The organism is Tatumella sp. UBA2305, from assembly GCF_002345795.1.
Lineage (GTDB): Bacteria > Pseudomonadota > Gammaproteobacteria > Enterobacterales > Enterobacteriaceae > Tatumella > Tatumella morbirosei.
This window is the reverse complement of record NZ_DDVT01000027.1, coordinates 21,226-41,726: the sequence shown is the minus strand read 5'-3', so window position 1 is coordinate 41,726 and position 20,501 is coordinate 21,226. Positions and strand designations below refer to the sequence as shown.

Genomic DNA, 20,501 nt, shown 5'->3' with positions numbered 1-20,501 from the left:
CCGGTGATTCAGCGCCTTCAGTCCACCACTGGCAGTGGACTGGTGCGAATTTGCTGTAATTTCGAAATAATTTCGGTACTCAGCAGATCATTAATGCTGCCGTCAGGGGATGAAGCCCGGGTAATGATGCAAACCTCCAGCGCTGGTAACGGTGGCAGATCGGGGTGAACAATTTTCTGCAGATAATCCGGCACACTGCACTCCGCCAGCACAGCAACCGCCATACCACTTTGGGCTATCGCTATCTGTCCGGCCAGATAAGGACTACTGTAAGCTATCCGGTAACTTCTGTTCATTTGCTCCAGAGAACTCAGGATATTCTCTCTGGCTTCGCTGCCATACTCATACACCGCGACTGGTAAGGGCTCATGTTCATTTTGCAGATGATGTGGGCTACCGATCCAGACCAGAGGTTCGGTAAACAGAAAAGTCCCTCTCTGAGGGGCATCCCGGGACACAATCGCAATATCCAGAGTGCCATCCTCAATCATTGGAATCAGTCTCAGCGAAGGTTCGCAAATAATAGACAGTTCGATAAACGGGAATTTCTCTCCCAACATTTGCAGAATAAATGGCAGGTAGCCCGCCGCATAATCATCAGGAATGCCCAGGCTGACCTTACCTCGCAGCTCGGTTCCACTGACATACTGTATGGCCTCTGCATGCAATTTTAAGATATCGTGAGCATAGGTCAGTAATTCTCTGCCAGCCCGTGTCAGTATCATTTTTTTAGCTTCACGGTGAAACACCGGCCGTCCGAGCAGAGTCTCGATATTTTTGATATGCATACTTATGGCTGACTGCGAACGAAATACCGACTGTGTGGCATCCGTCATCGAACCGGTACGGGCAACCGCAACGAAGGTTTTTAACCAGCGTATATCCAGCGTTTTATCTGCCATAAATCATCGCTCAGGGTGGTGGTGTCAGCAGGTGCAGTGAGATTACCGGAGCAGTTCACCACAGTGTTTATTAATGGCAGGACTACACATTATCCTGTAGTGCCGGTTTCGGTGGACAGACCACCGACAGTACCGAAGCCCCTGTCACCAAAGCCGCGGCCAGCAGCATTGTCGATTCCGGATTCTGGTGCAGAAATAATTTTGCCAACACCAGAGCATAAACCGGTTCAAGTATCAGGATCAAAGAGAGTGTACGTGGTAAGAGAGTCCTCAGGCTTAATGTCAGTAACCAGTAAGCCAGCGCGGTGCAAATCACCCCGAGCAAAATAATAAACAGCCAGTCGCTGGCCGAACTCCGCACCATTCCATGAAATCCGGCGGGCAGCGCAATCATGGCGCAACCAAAACACTGCCAGCAAGATGACTGCAAGGGTGAGGCGGCGGTGCGGTGATAACGGTTAAACATCACGACGACTGCCTGTGTCGCTCCGGCACTGACTGACCAGAACATACCGGCCATACTGTGATGAGGACCGATAGCTGAGGGCGCCAGAAATGCGATCCCCCCCATAATCATCAGGGCGATAAACAAATCACCACTCGCCGGGATTTTACGCCGTAGTAAACCTTCAAAGAAGATCACAAATGCCGGGAAACTGGCAAAGCCGATAGTCCCCATCGCTACCCCTCCTTCTCTGACCCCCAGAAAAAAACAGATCCAGTGGCATCCGAGCAACATGCCATTAATAAATAATTTCGTTCTGTCTGTTCCTGTCAGTGGATGACGTTTATTTCTGAGCAACAGCAACAAGAGTATCAGTGTCAGCATGCCTGTCAGCCCTCTGCCAGACACAATCGACGCAGCATCTGCAGTGATATGTTCCCCAAAAATGGCAGACAGCCCAAACAACAGGGTACAAAAATGGGCTAACAGTTGTGCTTTCAGAGCGCTCATCAGGTCTTCCATCTGGTAAATAAGAGAATCACGCTAGCATTCGCAGTAAAACCCGTAAAACGAATAATACACTGAAACATAATTTGAAAATCGAATAGATGCAGATAATTCTTTACTACCGTAATCGTACTCACCGGATATCAAAGCACCTGTCTGCACCCTCTGTCAGAATCTCACCACGTCACTCTGGTGGCAGGAAAGTACTGGCTGCTCTCAGCAACAGATCTTCTCTGTCACGCAGAGCCAGTAACTCCAGTCCCGTCGGCATTCCGCTGGAGGTGAAACCGGCCGGTAATGCCAGAGCCGGGGTGCCCGTAGTCGCTGAAATCAAAGCATTACTGCCGGTTTGAGCCTGACCGTGCCTGACCGGGGGCTGGCTTATCACCGGGAAAGCCAGCAGGTTAATCCGGTGACGGTGAAAGAAATCCACCAGATCCTGATAAAATGCGACCTGTTTTTGCTGTACCCGATAAAAATCAGCACTGTCAGTGCCGGGGTGCGCCGCACGGGTCTGAAATATCGTCCCGAGGTCGGGGTGATATTTCCCGGAATCAATAATCTGTGACAATGTTTTATACCGGACGGCTGGTCTGTCAGCTAAAAAGCCAGCCAGGGCTTCAGAGAATTCATAAGCAATAATATTGGCTTCACTGGCAAGATGGCTGATTTCCGGGTGGCTCACGGTGGTTAATCGAACCGTTGCGGGGAAATTCAGTGCCCGTCTGACCTGTTGCCCCACCGGATCCTGTTCATCGAATAACTCAGAAACAACACCTACCGATAACTGTTCTGTGGTCTCCGCCGGAGCCCTGCCGGTCATGATTTCATAAGTCCGCGGCAGATCACTGGCATGGCTCACCAAAGGCCCGGCAATATCCTGAGATGGCGATAGCGGGACAATTCCCTGCATATTCACCCGCCCCTGAGTTGGCCGTAATCCGTAAATCTGAGCAAACGCCGCAGGGATACGCACAGAGCCAGCAGTATCGGTGCCTATCGCCAGTGGAGTATATCCTGCGGCCACCGCCACTGCTGAACCGCTACTGGAACCTCCGGGTGAATAACCCGTATGAAAGACATTTTCGGTATACCCTGTCAGCGATGAAGCCCCGGTAATTCCCGCCGCTAATTCATGCATTGCGGTCTGCCCCAACAGAACAGCCCCTTCGCCGCGTAATCTGGCGATAAGCGGGGCATCTTCGCTGGCGACCAGCCCCTGTAATGCCACCGACCCTGCGGTCTGCGGCCAGCCACGTACCGCAATATTATCTTTGATCAGCAGCGGAATACCCTCAAGTTTCCCGACAGGCAACCCTGCAGCCCGTCGCTGATCACTGGCAGTGGCAGCAGCTCTGGCTTCTGCGGCATGCAGCCGGCTGATGGCATGCAGTCGCCGGTCATCAGCCGAAATTCGATCAAGTGCCCATTCGGTCAGCTGCAGCGCAGTAACCTCCCCCGCTTCTAACGCTTTAGACAGCCTCCCGACTGATGCCCGCGGATAGTCCTTACGCTGAAACATTTACACCTCCTGCCAGTGATACTGTTGATGAAGATCACGGGTCACTCGCCCCACCGAGGAACCGGCAAAGTGGGAACTAAACCAGAGGGCCTGATGCGCGGTAGCCCATTCCAGCGCCTTTTGACGCGAACGTACCGCCTGCAGTTTATTTTCACAAAATACTGAGTTCCATTGCGGAAAACGAAACTGTAGCGGGTGATGCATAATATCGCCGGTAAAAATTGCAGACTTCCCTGCCGAATGAAGGATCAGTGACGCATGATCAATACTGTGACCCGGGGTAGGTAAATAGCTCAGCACTCCGGCAAAACAGGGGGATTCATTCACATTGACAGTATCCAGTTGTCCGCGGGTAATCAATGGTAACAGGCTGTCGTTAAATAGTTCCTGCTGCTGCGGATCTGCCAGGCATGCTTCCAGTTCCGTGGCGGAACAGATATATCGGGCAGAGGGAAACAGAGGCTGCCATTGACCGTTAACCAGATGGGTATTCCATCCCACATGGTCGGTATGAATATGCGTCATTATAACCATCGACACCTCATCGGGATCGACACCACTGGCAAGAAGTCGGGAGTAATAGGGGGTATCCAGTTGATGAAAAAGGGGCTTATTATCGCGCTGACGACCATTTCCGGTAGCTGTATCAATCACAATCACCTGTTCAGGAGTTCTGACAAGCCAGCTATGTATTGATAGCTCAACATTTTGTGGACGGGTTTCTTCCCGTAACGGAGACTGATGATCCGGATAAAGTGCCGCCAACGGTAGGGTCGCCGTTTGTTCGGTAATTTTTTCAACCGTACAGTCGCCTACAATAACTTTTGTCATTTTTTCCTCTCACTGCCTGTTGTAGAAAAGGCTAAATTACCGGCACTATAGCCGGGCGAGTGGCATTAATTAAATTGATTGAAATTATGAATAACATCAAAAATATCGATTTTCATGGCGTAGACCTGAATTTAATCATTGTCTTCAGCGTATTGTATGAAGAGCGCAGTGTGACTAAAGCGGCAGCACGCCTGCACCTGGGACAACCCGCTGTCAGCGCCTCACTAAAACGGCTAAGAGTATTATTTGATGATCCGCTGTTTGTCCGCACCGCTCAGGGTATGCACCCTACACCTGAGGCGACTGTTTTATCTGCCCGGTTCGCTCCGCTGATTGCTGAACTGCATAACGTTTTGTTCAGCAGGCAGACATTTGACCCGGCAACCGATGAAATCACACTCCGCATCGGGATGAGCGACTGGATTGAACACTGGCTGATGCCAGACCTGCTGGCAGAAATTCTGAGGGATGCACCCGCCATTTCCCTTAATGCCGTGGCCTGTGACCCCTGGCAGGTCGTCAGCGAGCTGGAACTGGAAAATATTGATCTGGCGGTAAGCGCAGGTGATCAGTGTTCCTCCGCACTCAACCGTGAGCAACTGGCTACGTGCGGATTCACTACCGTCTGGGACAGTCAACAGATCCCCGTACAAAGACCTCTGACCCGCGAAGTATTTACCCGTCATCCACACCTGTTGGTGTCTTACCGGGGCGCCCGTCAGAGTGCTATGGACAAAATGTTGCTGGAGCAAGGAACATCGAGGCAGGTACGTTATATCAGTACACATTTTTCGGTACTGCCGGTGATTCTCAGCAAAATTCCGGCATTTGCCACTGTGCCGGCTTTGCTGGTTGATGACTGGCAGGAGCGATATGGTTTTGATTCAGCCCCGGTACCCGCAGCAATGCCAGATTTTGCTCTGGCCATACTCTGGCATCGAAACCGGTACAACGACCCTGCAGTACAATGGCTGCTGTCGCGTATCCGTCGCCTGATGCAGGAAAAACTCTCCCGCTGATGCTCCATCTGGAGGACGGCTTACCCGACTGTATTATTTAGCCCCGTTATAACCGTCGATAAAGGTACCCGCGACAGCCTGTGCCACCTGCTTTTTAGAGGCTTCAGACCAGGATGACGTATAGGTTTTCCCTGCAAAAGTATTTTGCGAGGGTAGCTGCCCCTGAACAATTCGCTCCCTCAGCAAAACAGCCACGGCCAGAGCCTGATCTTCCGACACCCCGGCAGCACGCATCTTTTTGCCCTCGTCATAAAAACGCTGCAGGAAATGCGTCAGATTTTTGGCCGTATCCGGAACCTGGGTTCTGAGTGAGGCAGAAAAATCCTGATCGGCCATCTGCCAGGCCAGATGATCTGCATTACGCTGAACAATAGTACGCTGGGTACTGCATCCGGTAAGGATTAACGATAGAGATAATAAGGTAGCGAAGCAGACTCTACTCACCTGCATGAGAACAAATCCTTACTTCCGGGGTAACATCCGAAAAATTGGTTATTTAAAGATAAAATAGCAGGTATCTGCTGCAAAAGTATGATGATCTGGTTAACAGGCCACGGAGGGGCACTATCATGGCTATTACCGCTCCCCGGCATCAAACAGATGGCTTACCGCCCGCCGGGCCTGTCACCTCTTTCCCGGCAGTTTCTCCGCTCAGTAACACCGGAAAGACTTCCGAAAGCCAGTCGATAAACACCCTCAGCCGGTGTGTTACATGGCGGTTTTGTGGATAAACCACATGAAACGGGTAACGTGGAGGTCGCCAGTCGCTAAGAACTTCCACCATTGTCCCCTGCTGCAATGCACTCTTCACTGAATAGGTAAAGGTCTGGACAATCCCTAACCCGGCTTGCGCTGCTGCGAGATGGGCGTTGCTTTCATTTATCCCCAGACTACGCTGTATTTTCAGTTCAGTCAGTTCACCCTCGCAGAGAAAACGAAAGGGAAAAACCCTGCCGGTCAGGGAAGAGAGATAACCAATCAGCCGGTGCTCGCCGTTCAGGTTCTGCGGTGTTGCCGGGATGCCATACTGTTGCAGGTAACCTGGCGTCGCACAGGTGATCATCACAGCATCACCAATATGGCGAGCAATCAATGATGAATCATTCATCGGCCCGCCACGGATCACACAGTCCACATTGCCACTAATCAGATCCACCTGCCGGTCTGCGACGCCCAGATCGAGTGTGATTTCCGGATAGCGCGCCATAAAATCCGGTAATGCAGGAATAAGCACATCGCGGGCGGTGGAGGCCCCGATATCTACACGTAGCTGACCCCGCGGACGCTGCCCGGCCAGACTCAGTGCACTGTCCGTTTCCTCAATATCTCTGAGAATTCTCGCGGTATTTTCATAGTACTCCCGCCCCTCCGGGGTGGGGGTTACCCTACGGGTAGTACGCAACAACAAACGGACACCCAGATGAGTTTCCAGCGATTTCACCAGTTTACTGACTGTTGAAACCGGCATATTCAGTGAATCTGCTGCCCGGGTGAAGCTACCGGTATCGGTGACCCGGGCAAAAGCGCGGATAGCTAATAACTGGTCCAGCACAGTGACTTTCTCCTGCAGGCTGATTCTAATTATCCACCAGTATGGATAGTTATTTTCATTTTTGCATATTTTTCGATAATCCCGTCAGGACTAGAGTAGCGACATCGCCTGTAACCACCGACGGAAATAGTGCCGGTGTCGGACAGACTCTTCATTCACAAGATTTCTGAAGGAATATCACCATGAGCAACTCACTGAACGGTAAAGTCGCGTTAGTCACCGGTGGCACTACCGGTATCGGCCTGGCATCAGCACAGGAACTGGCAAAACAAGGCGCACAGGTTTATATCACCGGACGGCGTCAGGCAGAACTGGATGCCGCCGTTGCCACCATTGGTCATTCAGCCATCGGCATCCGGGCCGATGTCTCGAAATTAGCCGAACTGGATAAACTCTATGACGCTATCGGGAAACATTCCGGACATCTGGATATTCTGTTCGCCAATGCCGGCGGCGGAGATATGATGGCGCTGGGCGACATTACTGAAGAACATTTTGACCGAATCTTTGGCACCAACGTGCGTGGCCTGTTATTTACGGTTCAGAAAGCGCTGCCATTACTGACTCAGGGAGCCTCGGTGATCCTGACCTCTTCCACCACCTCGATAAAAGGGACAGCCAGTTTCAGCGTCTACAGTGCCAGTAAAGCTGCAGTTCGGAATTTTGCCCGCAGCTGGGCGCTGGATCTGAAAGACCGCGCTATCCGGGTGAACGCCGTCAGCCCCGGTCCAATTCGTACCCCGGGATTGGGTGATCTGGTTCCGGAAGAACACCGTCAGGGATTATTTGATGCGCTGGCCGCTCAGGTTCCGTTAGGACGGCTGGGTGAACCTGGTGAAGTGGGTAAAGTGGTGGCGTTTCTGGCGTCCGATGCTTCAGGCTTTATCAACGGTACTGAACTGTTCGTCGATGGCGGACAAGCGCAAATCTGATCTATCGCCGGAAACCTGAGACGGGTTTCCGGCTTTATCGGCCATGTTAATTTTCCGCCGGAAGTCTCCGCAGCCTGCTAACGGCTGGTGAGTAGTAACCCGGCCTTGAACACCACCAGCCGCCAGGGTCTTACGCTGCCGGATCATAATCTGGTATAACGTTGAATCAGTCTGTGACCCTGGAGAATACGATGATCCAACTCAGTGGCCGTTTAATCTGCGAAAATGAACAGCAAGCCGAACGGGTACGCCAGTATCTGCCCGAACATACCCGGCTGACTAAGCTGGAGGCCGGTTGCCTCTCCTTCAGTGTGGCCCCGACAGAAGACCCTTTTATCTGGCGGCTTGAAGAAAGCTTTACGAACCAGCAGGCCTTTGCCCTGCATCAGCAGCGTACACGGGATTCTGAATGGGGCCGCCAAACACAGGGCATCTCCCGCGACATTCAGATTACCGACAGCGATTCGGAGCAGTGATCGAGTCCAGTGCCGCCGCTTCAGAGTAAAGTCGCCATTTCTGTGAAATGGCTCGTTTTATTTCGCAGCGAGAGCTTTCCAGCCACGCTGAAATATTTGCCGGGTACGAAAGGCGGTCAGCGCCCGCCAGTCAGGATCTGCTGGCCAGAAACCTTCAGCCAGTTGCTGTTTAATGGCTATCGCGGGTTCGCTGGTGGTATCCCCCTGCAGATACAGCCAGTGATCGTCCCTGACACGACGATGCATATCTTCTCCGGCATAAGTGCCACACTCCACCACCAGCGGTAATATGCAGGTTTCCGGTAATGAATTAATTAAAAACTGAGAAAGATAGCCGGTAGCAGAAGCCGCGACTCCGGTGTCACTCTGCCTGCCAGGTCCGGTAAACAGAAGGGTCAGCCATTCCCCATAGACTGCTTTTCCCCACTGATGTGCTGCCACCTGCTGCTCAGCTATCGAAAGCAGCATCGGGTGACCCCAGGCTCCTGCCCCGGTATGCAAATCAAAGCTCAGGATCACTTTCGCTTCACTCAGATGGTCCCGCAGGATAGTCTCCATAGTACGGTAAGACCAGCCAGGCTGCTGCCCGCCATAAAATATTCCGTCAGCCGACTGATACTGCCCGGCCTCGACGATTTTCTGCATGGTCTGCCAGCCATATGTCGCCAGCTTTTCTGACAATAAGCTGTCTGCACTGTGACGATCCCCGTGATAGACATCATGCCAGAAAGGATACTCCGGGTTTTCGGGCAACGGCTGGCTGAAATCGACAAAATGACGGTTAAGGTCAATATTGTCTTCATTGACCCGGCGCAGATGTGCAGTGCCCCAGGGATTAATCAGATGAACCAGCACAATGGCGGTATCATCGGGTAACGGGGACTGCCCGATAAATTCCAGCCAGTCAGACTGACTCTCCGAACCGTAATAACCTTCAACACCATGAGTCCCGGAAATGATCAGCATCAGCTTTTGAGCTGCGGGATTTCCAATGACCACAACATCGGTATACAGCGGTTCGCCCTGCGGCCCGGGTAGCGGATGTGGGTATGAAGTAACAATACCATTGCGCTGTTTAGCGGCGGTCATAAAATGCTGACGCTGGGTCTGGTAATCCGGCAATACTGACATACTCTGTCCTGTGGCAGTGGATAAACGGTTTACGGATAGACTTTAAAGGTAAAGTATTTTTTCGTCAGTCGATCATAAGTGCCGTTGGCGTGAAGTTCCGCGAGTGCATCATTAATCAGTTTCAGCTCAGCCACATCGCCTTTACGTACTGCGATACCTACACCGTTACCCAGTATTGCTTTGTCGGTCAGCATGGCTTTAATCTCAAAACCTTTTCCTTCCGGAGTTCCTAAGAACCCCTGTTCGGCCGAAACCGCATTGGCCACACTGGCATCCAGCCGGCCAGCCACTAAGTCCGGATACACTTCCATCTGATTCGCGTACGACACCACATTCACGCCCTGAGAAGCCCATTTCGATTTGGCATAAGCTTCCTGAATGGTGCCTTGTGCCACACCGATGGTTTTACCGCGCAGTGTTGCAATATCTGCGGTGAGTTTGCTGCCTGCCGGGGTAAGTAAGGCACTGGGAGTGTTGTATAGCATATTGCTGAATGCGACCTGCTGTTGGCGCTTTTCTGTCATCGACATTGCCGACAGGATGGCATCAAACTTTTTCGCCTGTAAGGCAGGAATACTGCCATCAAAGCCCATCTCAACCCACTGACATTTCACTTTGGCCTGGGTGCAGATGGCATTACCCAAATCAATATCAAATCCCTGTAATTTTCCATTACTGGCTTTTGATTCGAAGGGAGGAAAGGTGGGGTCTACGCCAAAACGCAGAGTCTGCTCTGCACTCGCCCACTGGCTGAATCCACTCAGCAAAAGTAATACACTCAGGGAGGCTATTTTTTTCATGGTTCTCTCCGGCAGTCAGTTATACGTCATGTCATAAAGAGTTAATAACATAGCCCGGAGACAGTCACCACCTTAAACCCTGATTTATCCAGAGCAAATTCTTATGTAATAACAATTAATTATCCTTTTTTTAAACAAAAATAGCAAAGTCAGTGATACATCCCGGATCAATGCAAATAAATTACATTCATCTATTGCTTCCGGTACCGAAAATAACGCAGATAACTGATCCATTGCCGGTTATTTGTTCGTCCACTAACAAAAAACCGGGACGTGTTAATCACTTCGCCGGGTGTTGATATTTTAGTCTTGATTCTCTTTTTAACCAGAAAATATGGGGTGACATAATAGTTCGAAGGTCTACATCCTTAACCTCCGGACAAGGTAATTTTCAAGGTCCCAACTTAATTTCCTACAACTTATACAAACTTCTCGTTTATCTGGCTGTTTGTTTGTATTTCACCAGAGGATTCATCAGGAAAAGACCCGCCAATAACGACAAACAAGAGAAGATATACAGGGTCTGTTTGAGTAAATGGTCTGTTCATTCGTCTTTTCTCATGTAAGTCAAATAATCATTCATTTACTGGTCAGTATTTATTTTAACTCAGAAAAAAGGCATATCAGACTCCGGGCCGACTTCAGACGAATAAACAGGTTCAGCATTAGCGTTTACCGGGGCATATTTTTTATGCATAAGCATTGCAATAAATATCTGAAGAAAGTGGACAGTTTTGACACTCTCTTCCGGACACTTCACTTGCTGTTGTTTTGCAAACGACTAAACTGATCTGTTTTACACTTTTCACCAGGACAAGAACACTAAGGAGTTTGTTTTGAAAATGTCAGGAGCTGTCGGTGCGCTATCCATATTCACAGGAGCTGTTTCATATGGTATGCCGGGAGTGATATTAAGTCTGGCCACAGCAAGTGGTTCGAAAATTGAAAGCCTTATCCCCACACAGTTTCTTTTTTCCTTCGTGCTGTTTTTCGTGTTTTCCGAGCTGAACCGTAATAGAGCAGGAGCGTTTCATGCCGGAGATAAGCTGCTCGTCCTCGCGACCGGTATTCCCGTTCTGTGCATCACTTACTGTTTTTATAACGCCGTTCATTACGTTGGTGTTCCCACCTCTACGTTGCTGGTGATGCAGTCAGCATGGATGGCACCGGCGATGAATGCACTGATAAAGAAAAAGCCTTTAACACGGCGTGAAATCACCAGCTTTATTTTCATTATGGCAGGTGTCGTGACATCCACAGGTATTTTTCATGGTGCGATAGAGATCAATTTACAGGGGCTTCTTTGGGGATTAGCAGCAGGGATCTCCTACAGCCTCGTTATCGTTTCATCATCGAATATCGCAAACGGTGTTCGCGTTATCGATAAAGCCAAAATACTGACGTTTGGCGCATTTATAGCATCGTTGTTTTTATTTAATAAAAATATAGATATCTCCCCTGTCAGCGAGAACAGTATGTGGTCTGTCATTAATGCTGTTTTTTCTTCTATCCTGCCTGTACTACTCTACGGGTTCGGGATGCCTAAAACAAATTCATCCCTTGCAGGGATGCTGGTAACCACTGAACTACCTGCTGCGTTTCTGTTTTCGCATGTTCTTCTGTCCGAGTCTATCACTCCGGACCAGATTACTGGCTGCGTGATCATTATTATGGCAATAGTAGTGCCAATGATTTTTCCGGGATTTAGAAATAAACCGAAAGATTCTGGACATCCCCCTTTAGGCTAAATCTTTACAAAATCTCTTTCATTTTGATTTCAGGCACAAAACATTGATTTCAATCCATGCCAGTGGGTGATATGACACTTTTATTCACTCAGCGATATGCGGATCAGATGCTGTTTATATAGCTATTTTTCCGGGTTACTTATATGCCCTGTCGATATTATGTGAATCAACCTGATGAAAATATCCCTGTCAGGGAGTATTTTGCACATAAATCCAGGGCTTATTCTTTCCCCAATACTTTGAGCTCTTCCCATAAAAAAGTCCAGTCTGCTTTTTGACCGCATGACTGAACTTTTCCACTTTAAACTATCTTGTCATCCCACAAGGATAACCAACCGAAGCTACGGATTACTCCACCGTCACCGATTTTGCCAGGTTACGTGGCTGATCAACATCGGTCCCTTTAATCAGGGCGATATGATAAGAAAGTAACTGCATCGGGATGGTGTAGAAAATCGGTGCCAGGACTTCTTCCACATGCGGCAGTTGAACGATTTTCATATTAGGGCTGTCGGTGAAACCGGCATCCTGATCGGCAAAGACATACAACAGACCGCCACGGGCGCGAACTTCTTCGATGTTGGATTTTAATTTTTCCAGCAATTCATTATTTGGAGCAATAATGATGACCGGCATATCCGCATCAATCAGGGCCAGAGGTCCGTGTTTCAGTTCTCCCGCGGCGTAAGCTTCAGCATGAATATAGGAGATCTCCTTCAGCTTCAGCGCCCCTTCCATGGCAATCGGGTACTGATCACCACGGCCCAGGAACAGTGCGTGGTGCTTGTCAGAAAAACCTTCAGCCAGGGCTTCAATCTGCTTATCATGGGACAGAATCTGCTCTATCCGGCTTGGCAGGGCCTGTAACGCATGGACAATGTCATGCTCAACCTGTTCCGGCTTACCGTTCAGCCTTGCCATCTGCGCCACCAGCATCAGTAGTACGGTCAACTGAGTGGTAAATGCTTTGGTGGAAGCCACCCCGATTTCCACACCGGCCCGGGTCATCAGCGCTAAATCTGATTCGCGTACCAGAGAAGAGGCTGCCACGTTACAGATAGCCAGAGATCCCAGGAAACCCAGTTGCTTAGACAGACGCAACGCCCCGAGAGTATCCGCAGTTTCCCCCGACTGAGACAGGGTAATCAACAGGCTGTTTTTTCTGACTGCTGGTTTGCGGTAACGAAATTCACTGGCAATTTCGACATCACACGGGATACCAGCCAGCGATTCGAACCAGTAGCGTGAAACCAGCCCGGAATTATAAGACGTTCCACAGGCCACTATCTGGATATGCTCAACTTTGCTGAGCAGAGCCTCTGCATCCGGGCCAAGTTCTTCCAGATCAACGACTCCCTGATGAAAACGCCCCTGCAGAGTGCTTTTCACTGCCATGGGCTGTTCGTAGATCTCTTTCTGCATGTAATGGCGGTAAAGACCTTTATCACCGGCATCGTATTGTGCGGAAGATTCAATCTCCGGACGGGAGACTACTTTACCATTGGCATAGATAGTGACTGAACGGCGGGTGACTTCAGCCACATCCCCTTCTTCAAGGTAGATAAAGCGACGGGTTACCGGCAGCAATGCCAGCTGATCAGAAGCAATAAAGTTTTCACCCACACCGCAACCAATCACCAGAGGACTTCCGGAACGAGCGGCCACCAGCACGGAGGGATCATTACTGTCCATGATCACCATGCCGTAGGCACCACGTAACTGTTTAATCACCCGCTGAACGATTTCACACAGTGATCCGCCACGCTTCTGCTCATCATTAATCAGATGAGCGACCACTTCAGTATCGGTTTCTGAAGTGAACTTATAGCCAAGTTCTGTAACTCTAACCCGCAGTTCTTCATGGTTCTCGATAATTCCGTTATGTACCAGCACAATATTACCGGAGACATGAGGATGTGCGTTCTCTTCGGAAGGTTCACCATGGGTTGCCCAACGGGTGTGGGCAATACCGGTACCACCAGGTAACGGCTGCTGCTCAGCGGCTTCCACCAGCGCCTGTACTTTACCTAAACGACGCAGACGGATAATTTCGCCCGGTTGATTGACCACTGCCAGTCCGGCAGAGTCATAGCCACGGTATTCCAGACGGCGTAAACCTTCCAGCAGAATTTCCGCAATATCACGTTGTGCAACTGCACCCACTATTCCACACATATTTTTTAATCCTGACGTTATGGCGTATTCGCCATAGAGATTGTCGTCTGACCTGATATTCCGTTGTACGGATCCCCCGAGCCTTGTAGAGAGTGGGGGTTATTATTGTTACAGCTTATCCGGCAGCCAGTCTTTGCCGGCTGTCCGGAAAAAAATCAGAATGTTTATTTTTTTGCAGGCCTTGACCAGCCGGTTTTTTCGGTTTGTTGCTTCGGATTATAAACCAGTGACTCCTCGTTTACATCCTTCATCACTGTCGTGCCGGCCGCAATAGTGACACCATCCGCAACAGTCACCGGTGCAATAAACTGGCTGTCGGATCCGACAAAAACATCATCGCCAATGATAGTTTGGGATTTGTTCTTCCCGTCATAGTTGCAGGTGATGGTGCCGGCACCGATATTCACATTGGTGCCAATCTGCGCATCTCCCAGATAGCTTAAATGCCCGGCTTTGGTACCTTTACCCAATATCGCTTTTTTGACTTCAACAAAGTTGCCGACATGTACCTGCTCCGCCAGAACAGTTCCCGGACGGAGACGGGCAAACGGCCCCACAGTACAGACAGCCTCCAGAGTGGCATCTTCGATCACCGAATAGGGACTAATTTCACAGCCATCGCCTATCACACTGTTTTTTATCACACATCCGGCACCGATGGTTACACCATTGCCCAGAATGACCTGGCCTTCCAGAATCACATTGATATCGATGGTGACATCACGGCCATGTTGCAGGGTGCCCCGCAAATCAAAACGTGTCGGATCACTCAGCATGACACCTGCCAGCAATAATTTATCTGCTGTTTCGCGCTGGTAGATACGTTCCAGCGTCGCCAGCTGCTGGCGGTTATTCACCCCTTCAGTTTCGCTGCTGCTTTGTGGATGAACGGCAACGATACGGCGGCCTTCCTGATGTGCCATAGCAATGATATCGGTGATGTAATATTCTCGCTGAGCATTATTATTGCTCAGTTTTGCCAGCCAACGTTGCAGATCGTTGCTGTCGGCCACAAGAATACCGGTATTGATTTCAGTAATATTGAGTTGCTCAGGGCTGGCATCTTTTTGCTCAATAATCCCGGTAATCTCTCCGTTTTCACGAACGATACGCCCATAGCCAAACGGATTTTCCAGCACTACCGTTAACAATCCGATGCCGCCTTCCGGTTTTTGCTCACGTAGCCGCTGTAACGTTTGTTGCGAAATCAGCGGTACATCTCCGTAGAGCATCAGAATATCTTCATCCTGAGCAAACCACGGAGCCGCCTGTTGCATTGCATGGCCGGTTCCTAACTGTTCGGCCTGTTCGATCCAGTGTAAAGCAGAATCATTGAGGGTGGTTTTCAGTAACTCTCCGCCATGACCATACACCAGATGTATATTTTCTGCGTTTAGCCCCTTTGCCGCATCAATCACATGCTGCACCATCGGTTTGCCTGCCAGCGGATGAAGAACTTTCGGAAGGTCTGAATACATTCGTGTTCCCTTGCCTGCTGCAAGGATAACCACACTCATTTGTTTATCTGCCATCATCCGCCATCGCTTTCATTCGTCGGTAAAAAATTCAGTATACCGCAAAGGATAATGATACTTTACTGCATAATCTACCCGAACGAAGAATGACAATACCCTTCAACTTTAATCCTCTGTGAGATGAATACCCGCCAATCCCGGACGATTTGACTGATAAATCACAAAGTCACCAGAGGGAGAGGCCGCTGGCGAAAACGAGAAGACCTTTACCATCATGGTGATACAGAAGGAGATTCCTCAGCTCACCATCAATTAGCCAGAAAGAGCTTATAGTTGTGGAAGGACACCGTACCGCAGTTTCATCTTAAAATATTGCCGAATCAGGATCTCGCCTGTATCAGCACATTAGACTGCTGGCACCAGTTGCAGATAAATCCCGGCGGCGACTGAGGGTGAGCTGATGCCATAAAAAAAGCCGGTAAGCTTCTGCTTACCGGCTTTTTTGCAACATAATGAATTTACATTGCTTTCCTGGTCAGTTCGATGACGCGCAACTTCGCAATAGCTTTCGCCAGTTCAGCAGAGGCCTGAGCGTAATCCACGTCTCCGTGGCTCTTACTCATGTGATCTTCTGCTTTACGTTTTGCTTCCAGAGCACGTGCTTCGTCCAGATCCTCACCACGGATGGCAGTATCGGCCATGACCGTCACATTGGTTGGCTGAACTTCCAGAATACCACCGGAGAGATAGATAAACTCTTCGCTGTTATTCTCTTTAACGATACGAACCATACCAGGTTTGATGGCAGTCAGGAGCGGAGTATGGCCGTGGAAAATTCCCAGCTCACCTTCGCTTCCTGAGACCTGGATATGCTGTACATTACCGGCAAACATCTGCTGTTCAGCGCTGACAACATCCAGGCGATAACTCTTAGCCATATCAATCCTCCCGGGAAACTGAAATTACAGTTTCTTCGCTTTTTCTACAGCTTCGTCGATGGAACCAACCATATAGAAAGCTTGCTCAGGCAGATGGTCAAACTCGCCATCCATAATTCCTTTGAAGCCACGGATGGTGTCTTTCAGAGAAACGTATTTACCAGGTGCGCCGGTAAAGATCTCTGCGACGAAGAATGGCTGAGACAGGAAACGCTGAATTTTACGTGCACGAGACACCAGCAGTTTGTCGTCTTCAGACAGTTCATCCATACCCAGAATTGCGATGATGTCTTTCAGTTCCTGATAACGCTGTAACAGAGACTGAACGCCACGAGCTACATCGTAGTGCTCCTGGCCAACTACCATTGGGTCCAACTGACGGCTGGTGGAATCCAGCGGGTCAACGGCCGGGTAGATACCCAGGGATGCAATCTGACGGCTCAGAGTCACGGTTGAGTCCAGGTGAGCAAAGGTCGTTGCCGGAGACGGGTCAGTCAGGTCATCCGCAGGAACATACACCGCCTGTACGGAGGTGATAGAACCTGTTTTGGTTGACGTGATACGTTCCTGCAGCACACCCATCTCTTCTGCCAGTGTTGGCTGATAACCTACCGCAGAAGGCATACGACCCAGCAGAGCTGATACTTCAGTACCGGCCAGGGTATAACGGTAAATGTTATCTACGAACAGCAGAACATCACGGCCTTCGTCACGGAATTTCTCAGCCATAGTCAGACCAGTCAACGCAACACGCAGACGGTTTCCTGGTGGCTCGTTCATCTGCCCATAAACCAGAGCAACTTTATCCAGAACGTTAGACTCGGTCATTTCATGATAGAAGTCGTTACCTTCACGAGTACGCTCACCGACCCCTGCGAATACAGAGTAACCGGAGTGTTCGATCGCGATGTTACGGATCAGTTCCATCATGTTTACGGTCTTACCAACACCCGCACCACCGAACAGACCCACTTTACCACCTTTAGCAAACGGACAGATCAGGTCGATAACCTTGATGCCAGTTTCCAGCAGTTCAGTGGAGTTAGCCAGTTCTTCATAGCTTGGTGCGGCACGGTGGATTGAGTTAACCTCAACAGTGCTACCATCTTCGTTCTGCAGTTCGCCTTTCATATCGATTGGCTGACCCAGGACGTTCATGATACGGCCCAGAGTCGCTTTACCGACCGGAACCTGAATCGGTTTCTGCAGATCGGTCACCTTAAGGCCACGCTTCAGGCCGTCAGAAGTCCCCATTGCAATCGTACGAACAACACCACCGCCCAGCTGCTGCTGAACTTCCAGCACCAGAGGGGTATTACCATTTTCAACCTCAAGAGCGTTGTACACCTGCGGTACAGCTTCCTGAGGGAACTCGACGTCAACTACGGCGCCGATAATCTGGACAATCTTTCCAGCTGCCATCTTGAATCCTCTACCTAATTCGTTTTTCCCGTCTAATTTGACGTTACAGCCGCGTTATCTGCGTTCTTTCATCCGGGTCACTGACCTGAGTCAGCTTACCTGGATTCGCTCACTGGCCGCCTTGCTGTAACACCAACTCATCAGGGAATACCTGGTTAAACCGCGGAGGCCCCCGAGACGATCTCGGTAAGTTCCTGGGTGATGCTGGCCTGGCGGGCTTTGTTGTAAACCAACTGAAGCTCTTTGATAAGTTCGCCACCGTTATCGGTTGCGGCTTTCATCGCCACCATACGTGCTGCCTGCTCGCTGGCCAGGTTCTCTACAACACCCTGATAAACCTGAGACTCGACATAACGACGCAGCAGAGTATCCAGCAGCGCTTTCGGATCGGGTTCGTACAGGTAATCCCAGGTTTTCTTCTTCAACTCTTCATCATTTTCTGCTGGCGGTAAAGGCAGCAGCTGATTGAGGGTCGGAGTCTGGGACATGGTGTTGTTAAATTTGTTACTGACGACATAAAGCTTATCGATCCGGCCTTCGTCGTAGGCTTGCAGCATGACTTTTACCGGGCCAATCAAATCAGACAGTGCAGGTTTATCACCTAAACCGTTGACCTGAGCCACAATATTTGCCCCTGCAGCACCGAAGAAAGACAGGCCTTTAGAACCAATAATGGCCAGATCACTCTGAACACCTTTATCGGACCATGCTTTCATATCTGCCAGCAATTTTTTGAACAGGTTAATGTTCAAACCACCACAAAGCCCGCGGTCGGTAGAAACGACCAGATAGCCGACGCGCTTAACGTCACGCTCTTCCAGGTAAGGGTGCTTGTATTCCAGATTACCTAACGCCAAGTGACCAATCACTTTGCGAATGGTTTCTGCATACGGACGGCTGGCCGCCATGCGTTCCTGCGTTTTACGCATTTTGGAGGCGGCGACCATTTCCATCGCTTTGGTGATCTTCTGCGTATTTTTTACGCTACCGATCTTACTACGTATTTCTTTTGCGCCGGCCATGAGCTTCTCCTCAAAGTCAGACGGCCTGCCCTTTCAGGCAAGCCGCACGACATTACCAGGACTGAGTTGCTTTAAACGAATCGAGCAGAGCTTTCAGCTTCTCTTCGATTTCGCCATTAAAGTTACCCGCTTGGTTGATTTCCTGCATCAGTTCAGCGTGTTCGCGATCAGCGAACGCCAGCAGAGAGGACTCAAAGCTGAGGATTTTAGCAACCTCAACATCGCCCAGGTAACCGCGCTCAACCGCGAACAGGACCAGGCCCTGCTGAGCAACAGACATCGGTGCGTACTGTTTCTGCTTAAGCAGTTCAGTCACTTTCTGACCGTGTTCCAGTTGCTTACGGGTAGCATCATCAAGGTCAGAAGCGAACTGAGAGAATGCAGCCAGTTCACGGTACTGTGCCAGAGCGGTACGAATACCTCCGGACAGTTTCTTGATGATTTTAGTCTGTGCAGCACCACCCACACGGGATACAGAGATCCCTGGGTTAACTGCAGGACGGATACCGGAGTTAAACAGGTTAGATTCCAGGAAGATCTGACCATCAGTAATCGAAATTACGTTAGTCGGAACGAACGCTGAAACGTCACCCGCCTGAGTTTCAATGATAGGCAGAGCTGTCAGAGAACCGGTTTGACCTTTCACTTCACCCTTAGTAAATGCTTCAACGTAATCAGCGCTTACGCGAGATGCACGTTCCAGCAGACGGGAGTGGAGGTAGAAAACGTCACCAGGGAAAGCTTCACGACCTGGCGGACGACGCAGCAGCAGTGAAATCTGACGGTAAGCAACAGCCTGTTTAGACAGGTCATCGTACACAATCAGTGCATCTTCACCGCGGTCACGGAAGTATTCACCCATCGCACAACCAGCATAAGGCGCCAGGTACTGCAGGGCAGCAGATTCGGAAGCAGAAGCTACCACCACGATGGTGTTGGCTAATGCGCCGTGCTCTTCCAGTTTACGAACCACGTTAGAGATAGTGGACGCTTTCTGACCGATAGCAACGTAAACACATTTGATGCCGGAATCACGCTGGTTGATGATTGCATCGATAGCCATCGCGGTTTTACCGGTCTGACGGTCACCGATGATCAGCTCACGCTGACCACGACCCACTGGGATCATGGAGTCAACAGCTTTGTAACCGGTCTGAACAGGCTGGTCAACAGACTGACGATCGATAACGCCCGGAGCGATAACTTCTACAGGAGAGAAGCCATCGTTGTCGACCGGACCTTTACCATCAATCGGCTCACCCAGGGTGTTAACAACACGCCCCAGTAAACCACGACCAACCGGTACTTCCAGAATACGGCCAGTACATTTCACTTTCATGCCTTCGGCAAGATCCATGTATGGGCCCATAACCACTGCACCTACAGAGTCACGCTCCAGGTTCAGTGCGATAGCGTAACGGTTACCCGGCAGGGCAATCATTTCACCCTGCATAACATCGGCCAGGCCGTTGATGCGGATGATACCGTCACTTACAGAAACAATAGTACCTTCATTGTGAGCTTCGCTCACCACATTGAACTGAGCAATGCGCTGCTTGATCAGTTCGCTGATTTCGGTGGAATTCAGTTGCATATGCTCCAGT

Annotated in this window: 18 protein-coding genes; 4 read left to right on the top strand and 14 right to left on the bottom strand. The window is 50.1% G+C overall.

The features are described from left to right. Positions 1 to 17: 17 nt before the first annotated feature. From B3Z23_RS18610 to B3Z23_RS18595, 4 genes are all read right to left on the bottom strand, one after another. Positions 18 to 902, bottom strand: a complete 885-nt coding sequence (locus B3Z23_RS18610) for a LysR family transcriptional regulator (RefSeq protein WP_294912895.1) — start codon at positions 900 to 902, stop codon at positions 18 to 20. An 82-nt stretch (positions 903 to 984) separates the two neighbouring features. Next, positions 985 to 1,857, bottom strand: coding sequence for a DMT family transporter (locus B3Z23_RS18605; protein WP_294912893.1), 873 nt, complete (start codon positions 1,855 to 1,857; stop codon positions 985 to 987). Between the two features lie 181 nt (positions 1,858 to 2,038). Then, entirely contained in the window at positions 2,039 to 3,376 is a 1,338-nt protein-coding gene (locus B3Z23_RS18600) for an amidase (protein WP_294912891.1), read from the bottom strand. Continuing rightward, a complete protein-coding gene (locus B3Z23_RS18595) occupies positions 3,377 to 4,207 on the bottom strand; it encodes an MBL fold metallo-hydrolase (RefSeq protein WP_294912888.1) in 831 nt (276 codons plus the stop codon). A gap of 86 nt (positions 4,208 to 4,293) precedes the next feature. On the opposite strand from B3Z23_RS18595, the gene B3Z23_RS18590 reads away from it, so the two are divergent. After that, positions 4,294 to 5,226: a LysR family transcriptional regulator gene (locus B3Z23_RS18590; protein ID WP_294912886.1), complete on the top strand. Its 933-nt coding sequence runs from the start codon at positions 4,294 to 4,296 to the stop codon at positions 5,224 to 5,226. Positions 5,227 to 5,259: 33 nt separating this feature from the next. Here the strand turns inward: B3Z23_RS18590 and B3Z23_RS18585 are convergent, their stop codons facing one another. Together B3Z23_RS18585 and B3Z23_RS18580 are read right to left on the bottom strand one after the other, a co-directional pair. Continuing rightward, positions 5,260 to 5,676, bottom strand: a complete 417-nt coding sequence (locus B3Z23_RS18585) for an Exc2 family lipoprotein (RefSeq protein WP_294912883.1) — start codon at positions 5,674 to 5,676, stop codon at positions 5,260 to 5,262. A gap of 142 nt (positions 5,677 to 5,818) precedes the next feature. Then, on the bottom strand, positions 5,819 to 6,775 hold the full coding sequence (locus tag B3Z23_RS18580; RefSeq protein WP_294912915.1) for a LysR family transcriptional regulator: 957 nt from the start codon (positions 6,773 to 6,775) through the stop codon (positions 5,819 to 5,821). 185 nt (positions 6,776 to 6,960) lie between these two features. On the opposite strand from B3Z23_RS18580, the gene B3Z23_RS18575 reads away from it, so the two are divergent. Continuing rightward, on the top strand, positions 6,961 to 7,710 hold the full coding sequence (locus tag B3Z23_RS18575; protein WP_294912880.1) for an SDR family NAD(P)-dependent oxidoreductase: 750 nt from the start codon (positions 6,961 to 6,963) through the stop codon (positions 7,708 to 7,710). Positions 7,711 to 7,901: 191 nt separating this feature from the next. Continuing rightward, a complete protein-coding gene (locus B3Z23_RS18570) occupies positions 7,902 to 8,186 on the top strand; it encodes a putative quinol monooxygenase (protein ID WP_294912877.1) in 285 nt (94 codons plus the stop codon). A 57-nt stretch (positions 8,187 to 8,243) separates the two neighbouring features. Here the strand turns inward: B3Z23_RS18570 and B3Z23_RS18565 are convergent, their stop codons facing one another. Beyond that, positions 8,244 to 9,317 carry a DUF2817 domain-containing protein gene (locus B3Z23_RS18565; RefSeq protein ID WP_294912874.1) on the bottom strand — a complete coding sequence of 358 codons (1,074 nt, stop codon included), beginning with the start codon at positions 9,315 to 9,317 and terminating at the stop codon, positions 8,244 to 8,246. A 29-nt stretch (positions 9,318 to 9,346) separates the two neighbouring features. After that, entirely contained in the window at positions 9,347 to 10,117 is a 771-nt protein-coding gene (locus B3Z23_RS18560; protein ID WP_294912872.1) for an ABC transporter substrate-binding protein, read from the bottom strand. 842 nt (positions 10,118 to 10,959) lie between these two features. Here B3Z23_RS18560 and B3Z23_RS18555 point away from each other — a divergent pair. Beyond that, positions 10,960 to 11,865: a DMT family transporter gene (locus tag B3Z23_RS18555; RefSeq protein ID WP_294912871.1), complete on the top strand. Its 906-nt coding sequence runs from the start codon at positions 10,960 to 10,962 to the stop codon at positions 11,863 to 11,865. A 348-nt stretch (positions 11,866 to 12,213) separates the two neighbouring features. Here B3Z23_RS18555 and glmS read toward each other — a convergent pair whose 3' ends face one another. From glmS to atpA, 6 genes are all read right to left on the bottom strand, one after another. Next, positions 12,214 to 14,040 carry a glutamine--fructose-6-phosphate transaminase (isomerizing) gene (glmS, locus tag B3Z23_RS18550; RefSeq protein WP_294912869.1) on the bottom strand — a complete coding sequence of 609 codons (1,827 nt, stop codon included), beginning with the start codon at positions 14,038 to 14,040 and terminating at the stop codon, positions 12,214 to 12,216. Between the two features lie 164 nt (positions 14,041 to 14,204). Beyond that, complete coding sequence (gene glmU, locus B3Z23_RS18545) at positions 14,205 to 15,572, bottom strand: bifunctional UDP-N-acetylglucosamine diphosphorylase/glucosamine-1-phosphate N-acetyltransferase GlmU (RefSeq protein WP_294912913.1); 1,368 nt, start codon at positions 15,570 to 15,572, stop codon at positions 14,205 to 14,207. Between the two features lie 461 nt (positions 15,573 to 16,033). Then, complete coding sequence (locus B3Z23_RS18540; RefSeq protein ID WP_038016197.1) at positions 16,034 to 16,453, bottom strand: F0F1 ATP synthase subunit epsilon; 420 nt, start codon at positions 16,451 to 16,453, stop codon at positions 16,034 to 16,036. A 24-nt stretch (positions 16,454 to 16,477) separates the two neighbouring features. Next, entirely contained in the window at positions 16,478 to 17,875 is a 1,398-nt protein-coding gene (atpD, locus tag B3Z23_RS18535) for a F0F1 ATP synthase subunit beta (RefSeq protein WP_038016195.1), read from the bottom strand. Positions 17,876 to 18,030: 155 nt separating this feature from the next. Beyond that, a complete protein-coding gene (atpG, locus tag B3Z23_RS18530) occupies positions 18,031 to 18,897 on the bottom strand; it encodes a F0F1 ATP synthase subunit gamma (protein ID WP_038016193.1) in 867 nt (288 codons plus the stop codon). Between the two features lie 52 nt (positions 18,898 to 18,949). Next, entirely contained in the window at positions 18,950 to 20,491 is a 1,542-nt protein-coding gene (atpA, locus tag B3Z23_RS18525) for a F0F1 ATP synthase subunit alpha (protein ID WP_294912866.1), read from the bottom strand. Positions 20,492 to 20,501: the final 10 nt, after the last annotated feature.